The sequence below is a fragment of the Streptomyces sp. NPDC057877 genome, assembly GCF_042796855.1.
Classification (GTDB): Bacteria; Actinomycetota; Actinomycetes; order Streptomycetales; family Streptomycetaceae; genus Streptomyces.
Genome location: NZ_JBHVMS010000021.1, coordinates 23111 through 29110 on the forward strand (window position 1 = coordinate 23111; position 6000 = coordinate 29110).

3 protein-coding genes are annotated in these 6000 nt (G+C 68.7%); 1 reads left to right on the forward strand and 2 read right to left on the reverse strand.

The window, feature by feature from the left end:
• Nucleotides 1-204 precede the first annotated feature (204 nt).
• Nucleotides 205-1812, reverse strand: a complete 1608-nt coding sequence (locus tag ACFVQG_RS38375) for a DUF6851 domain-containing protein (protein WP_383393280.1) — start codon at nucleotides 1810-1812, stop codon at nucleotides 205-207.
• Between the two features lie 1209 nt (nucleotides 1813-3021).
• The gene (locus ACFVQG_RS38380; protein WP_383393283.1) at nucleotides 3022-4539 is read right to left on the reverse strand and encodes an FAD-dependent oxidoreductase; all 1518 of its coding nucleotides are present in this window, start codon (nucleotides 4537-4539) and stop codon (nucleotides 3022-3024) included.
• A 356-nt stretch (nucleotides 4540-4895) separates the two neighbouring features.
• Between ACFVQG_RS38380 and ACFVQG_RS38385 the strand changes: the two genes are divergently transcribed.
• Nucleotides 4896-5939: a methyltransferase gene (locus ACFVQG_RS38385; protein WP_383393285.1), complete on the forward strand. Its 1044-nt coding sequence runs from the start codon at nucleotides 4896-4898 to the stop codon at nucleotides 5937-5939.
• Nucleotides 5940-6000: the final 61 nt, after the last annotated feature.

The window sequence follows — 6000 nt, forward strand, 5'->3', positions numbered from 1 at the left end:
CGCGTGCCGTTTGCCCAAGGGAGGTGCGGGCGCGGGCAGGACGCGTTCTCAGTTGGTACGCCGTCACCCGTCTCGCTCCCGGCCAGGCCAACCCCGCACGCCTGGCCGGACTCGTCCAGGGCCACCGGTCGGTGGCAGCCCCGCACCCTGTGAGAGACGTGACGTCGTCCTGGCCGACTGAGAACGCGTCAGCCGTGCCGGGCGTCAGGTCCCGTCGCTGACGCTGCCCTTGGCGTACCGCTGTACGAACGCGTGGGCCAGGTCGCCGAACTGCCTGCCGAAGACCACGGACCGCTCGACCGTCTCACGGAAGTGGACACCGCCCCACACCCGGCTCTCCGCGCACGCCTTGTCGAACTCGGCCCAGGTGGCGAAGTGCACCGTGACGTCCTTGGCGGGGCCGGTCCCCGGCTCCACCAGCGACTTGCCGGCCTTGAATTCGAGCGTCCAGTTCAGGTCGTCGGAGTCGAAGTAGCGCCGCAGCGCCTGTGACCCGGCGGCGCACATCGACGCGGATCCCGACGGGTACTCCGGGTGGTCGCCGGTGGGCAGGTAGCCGTACCACTCGTTGGCGGGCAGGTCGTTGACCGTGCCGATGCCGGGACCGCCCCAGGCGGTGATCTTGCTGCGGCCGTACACGTGCCGGACCGCGCTGATGGGCCGCACGGCGTCGTACGCGCGCTTGTGGTGCCAGGCGGCGACCACCGTGCCGAAGGTCGCCAGGGAGTGCTGGAGCGACCACGCGACCCAGCCGAACACGCCCAGTTCCCCATGGTTCTTCTCGTAGTTCTGGGCGGCGGCGGTGGCGGTGTAGCCCAGGCCCCAGGACTTGTTGTCCATCACCTCGGCGAGCGCCTTGCGTTCGTCGGTGAGCTTCGCCGATGCGTCCAGGACCTCGTCCACGGCGTGCTTGTAGGCCCGGGGCCGGCGGTGGTCGCTGAAGGTGGGCGGGGCGAGCGTGAACTGGGCGGGGTCGGCGTAGATGTGCGGCTTGGCCCGCGCGATCTGCGGGGTGACGAAGTGCTGGGCGACGTAGATGCCCAGGTCGCCGTGGCCGCCGCCGACGCGGCGGCCGTTGTGCGGGCCGAGCTGCGGCTGCCAGCGTGAGGGGTTGGACAGCTCGTAGGGGGTGTTCACCGGCTTGTAGCCGGTGTAGTCCGACCACGGGCGGGGGTGGTACTTGCGGCCGCCCTCGTAGCCCAGGACGTTCATGCCGTCGTTCTTCAGGGCGTTCCAGACGGCCTTGGCCGCCACGTTGCCGATGCCGACCGGGCTGGTCAGGTTCTCCGTGGTGTCGTCCGGGTCCAGGCCGAGCGCGACCATCACCTGCCGCAGACCGCCCACGGGGCCGTTCAGGCCGCCCAGCGGCATCTGCTCGAAGATGCGGTACTGGGACTGGAAGATGGCGATGTTCATGTTCCGGTTGGTGGCGGACTCGCTGGAGGGGCGGCGCGGGATCCGGGAGTACACCCCGACCGCGCTCTCGTGGTACGGCGCCACCGCGTCGAACGCCGCCAGTGCTCCGACGTGGGCCATCCATAAGATGAGGGTCGCGTCCATCGAGCCGACGAACCCGTTGACGGACGGCGTGCTGGCCTCCTCGTTGGTCGCGGGCCTGGCCCACTTGATGTAGTTGCCGGTGTCGAGGTCGAAGTCGACCTCGACCGCGGCCGCCGCCTCCCCGTTCGTGACGGCGCTGGCGGCGTGGGGCAGGCCCAGCATGGTCAGGGCGGCGGCCGAGGAGCCGCCGAGCAGCAACGACCTGCGGCCCAGGGTGAGACCTGAGTCCGGGGTGTGTCTGGACGTCGTCATGGTTACCTTCCGGTTGGTCGAATGGGCGGGCCCTTGATGGGGCCCTTCAGGGGAAATGGGGATGCCGCGGACTGCGCCGTGGCCTTGAGGCCTCGCCAACAGCCGGGCAGGGGTGACAGGCGGATGAGCCCTCCGCCGCGCGGCGGGAAGGCGGCCGGTCCCTGACACACCTGTGCGCGAACTCGTGGGCCAGGTCTCCAAACGGGGCACCGAAGGCGAGGGACGCCTCCGCGGCCTCAGGGGAATGCGCGCCGGGCCCCCACCCGGAACGCGGCACAGCCCTTTTCAGGATCGGCCCCACTGACCCAGGTCAGCGTGCGGTCACGTGAATGCAGACAGGAGGTGAAACCCCAGATCGTGGGCGCCTCACGGTCTAGACATGTGACCTTACGGAAGCGGTGCTGGGCCAGATCTGCCACGCGGAAATGGGACATCGACTAACTGGGCCGCCCCCCTTGACGGCCTCATATTCCTGCTTCATCCCAACACCCCCCCCGGAAATGCAGTGACTCCAAGCGGTTGGCGTCGACACTGATTTCCGCGTTTACGCAACCTACGTTATCAGCCACACGCTAGAGAACACCTTGACACACACTCAGGTGCGGTGCGCGCCCGGGCCTTGGACAGAGCCGGGTGAAACGTTGCGGAGAACGGCCGTCAATGATCACATTCCGGCCGGGTCAGCACCCCTCTGACCTGCTCTGATGCGTGTTCTGAGAAGTGCCGCATTCGCGCCTGGAAGGGTAATTGCGGCCCCTGTCCACGGGTCAAGTAAGGGCCATTCCGTTTATAGGTAATGGCCATTCCGTTTCAGTCTGTGAGCTGCGACATTGGCTGACGGCAGGGCCGTTTCACGGAGTCCGAAAAAGTGCGGCGGAGGGCGTCTTTGCCGCGTGGCATCGCGGCGGATATGAGGAGGCGGGAATTCCGCCGGAGGCGTCGGGTGCGGCGCGGGCGTGACCCGCGGGAGCCGCCGCTCCTGGACGTCGCGGCCCCGGAATGAGCGCGAGGTGGGCGCCCGCTGCGGGTACGGGGCCGGGGGACGCCGTGGCCGGGCGGTACCCGCCCGCCCGTCCGGGACGCCCGGGGCGTGGCGCGGCGCCGCCCGTACGCACTCGGCCCGCTGGCTGCCGTGGCAGCCAGCGGGCCGGTCTTCGTCGGCGTCGCCGGGGGCCTGTGAGGCCCGTCAGGGGTGGTCGGGGCGGGGGGTCAGCTGCCGATGCTCTGCGGGTGCCGGAAGAAGTCCGGCGCGTCGTAGCGGCGCTTGACCGCGACCAGGCGGGGGTAGTTCTCGGCGTAGTACGCCTGGCGCCAGTCCCCCAGGTCCGGGTTGGGGAAGTTGAGGTAGGACTCGCCGCTGGAGAGCGGGTCGAGGATGGTGAAGGCGTCGACGGGCCACGCCATGGCGGCCTCGGCCTCCTCCGCGGGGGGCTGCGGGTCGGCCAGCAGGGTCGCGCAGGCCACGAAGAACTCCGCGCCGCGGTGCACATAGGCGGTCTGGGTGCGCGGGACCCTGTTGGCGGCACCGCCCAGGGCGGTGAAGTACAGGTAGGTGGTGTGGCCGGGCCTGCGGTTGGCCTCGAACGCGGCGAGCAGGTCGGCCGTTCCGGAACTGCCGGTGGGGCGGTCCAGCAGCCGGGTGCGCTCGCGCAGGAAGGGGGTGCGCTGGATGCGGGCGTCCGGGTGGGAGCCGACGCGGTGGCACTGCTGCACCGTGAGCTGCTCGCAGGTGTAGACGGCCTTCATGCCCTCGCCGTACTCGTACTCCTGGACGTGGCGCAGGACGGGCGTGGCGCCCGTCTCGGCGGCCAGGTCGTTCAGGGCCTGCTCGAGCTCGGGCTGCGGCCCGTGGTAGGCGCCGTGGATCTTGACGATGGGCACGTTGCCCGGGGCGCCGTCGCGGACGAGCACGGTCAGCGTCGAGCCGAGGTTGTCGGAGCCGCTGGAGCACCACTCCTGCCAGGCCGTGACGACTTCCTGGGCCTTGTCCCAGGGCCACAGGGTGTCGAAGTAGACCAGGCGGGGCGCGGAGATGGGGCGGACCTCGAAGTCGACGGCCACGCCGAAGTTGCCGCCGCCTCCGCCGCGTACGGCCCAGAAGAGGTCGGGGTGCGTGTCCTTGTCGGCGCGCACGATGCGGCCGTCGGACAGGACCATCCGGGCGGAGACGAGGCGGTCGCTGGCGACGCCGAACTTGCGTATCTGGAAGCCGATGCCGCCGCCGGAGATGTAGCCGCCGGGGCGGATGGTGGCGCAGGTGCCCGTGACGATCTGCCGGTTGTGGGCCTGCAGGGTGGTGACCGCGTCGATGTTCTGCACACCGGGGCCGAGGTGCACGGTGTGGCGGCCGACGGCGATCTGGTTCAGCCGGGAGACGTCGAGGATCATGCCCTCGCCGGTGGACCATCCGGCCAGGCTGTGGCCGCCGCTGCGGGTGTGCACCGGGATGTCGTGGTCCCGGGCGAACTTGATGGCCGTGCTGACGTCCCGGGGGCTGTGGCAGTAGACGATTCCCTGCGGTGTCACGGTGTCGAGTTCCACCAGGACGGCCTGCTTGGAAAAGGTGTAGGCGTCGTCGGAGGGCAGCACGACATCTCCGGTCAGATGCCTGCGCAGCCGCTCCCACTTCCCTTCGCTGCCGTACACCGCCCCGGCCGATGAGCCGACGGCGGCGGCCGTGAGTGCGATGCCGCCGCCACCGCGCAGAATGGACCGTCTACTCAGCATTGTTCCTCCGTGATCAGGGGCCAGAACTGGCAGGTGGTGTGCATGCTGAGCGTCTGCATGAATCAGGACGTCAGCCTGATATCTGTTTGTCCGCGGTGAAACAGCCGGTGAACAAGGCCGGCGGGCCTGACAAGCCCTATTCTCGCCACTTCGCGAGAGTGTTGGTGCCGGGCGCTCGGCATGTCAAGGGATTCCTTTCCTTAGTTCATTTCGAGTGGCCCTTGAGTGGCCGCTGGTACGGTGGTGAGCCGTATTTAATAAGGTCGCGGCACGTGACGGCGCCCTACCCACGGCAGTGAAAGCAGCCGACTCGAAAGGGGCTAATTACCTTGACACCGGAAGCCACATTCACACGGTTGCGCGATTACATGGTGGGGCCCTCGCGGTTCATGAGCCTGCTGTCCTGCTTCGAGCTGGGTCTCATCGACCGGCTCCGGGACACCCCGGGCCTGACCGCGGCCGAGCTGGGCGACGCCGTCGGTGCCAAGCCGGATGCTGTGGAGCACCTTCTGCTGCTGCTGGTCAAGGAGGGCTTCGTCGCCTACGACGAGGACTCCGGCGGCTACGCCCTCGACGCGTTCGCGGACCTCCCCGAGGAGGACCTGCGGCAGGTGCTCGCCCGGATGGCCATGATCAAGGCCGTGGCGCTGCGGCAGCTGTTCTACCTCACCGACAGCGTGCGCACCGGCACCACCGTCGGCCTGAAGGAGCTCTACGGGTTCGAGGGGAACCTGTACGGCGCGCTGGCCGAGCACAAGGACCTGCGTGAGCCGTGGGCGCGGCTGATGAACGGCGAGACCGCCCACATCGACCCCTGGTTCTTCGGCAACATCGACGTGCCGTCCGGTGCGCAGGTCCTCGATCTCGCCGGGAACACCGGTCTGGGGGCCATTCACACCTACAAGCTGAAGCAGTCGCCCGGGCTGCGGGTGACCACCTTCGACCTTCCGGAGAAGGAAAAGGAATGCCTGGAGAACTTCCGGGCGCACGGCGTGGACGAGCACTGCTCGTTCATCGGCGGTGACGTCTTCGAGGGTGTTCCCAAGGGTTTCGACGTCGTGCTGATCAAGCATTTCCTGCCCATGTTCGACAAGAGCGACGTGTTCCGGATCCTTGAGGCCGTGAATCAGTCGCTGGAGCCCGGCGGGCAGGTGCATCTGCTGGTGCCGGTGTATCCGGAGAACATCAAGGACACCGACAACTACACCGTCGACTTCTTCCCGTCGTTCTTCATCGGCTGTGCGATGGGGCAGGGCGGGGCGCAGAAGATGTCGACGTGGCAGCGCTGGCTGGAGGAGTGCGGGTTCGAGGTCACCAAGGCGGTGGCCGAGGATCCCGCCGAGATGCTGCCGCACGCGCTGCCCGTGGAGGCCGTGCTGTCCGCGAGGAAGGTCAGCTGACCGGCTGAGGCGTGGCGCCGGGAGGGGGGTTTGCGGCACTCGGTCACCGAGTGCCGCAAAC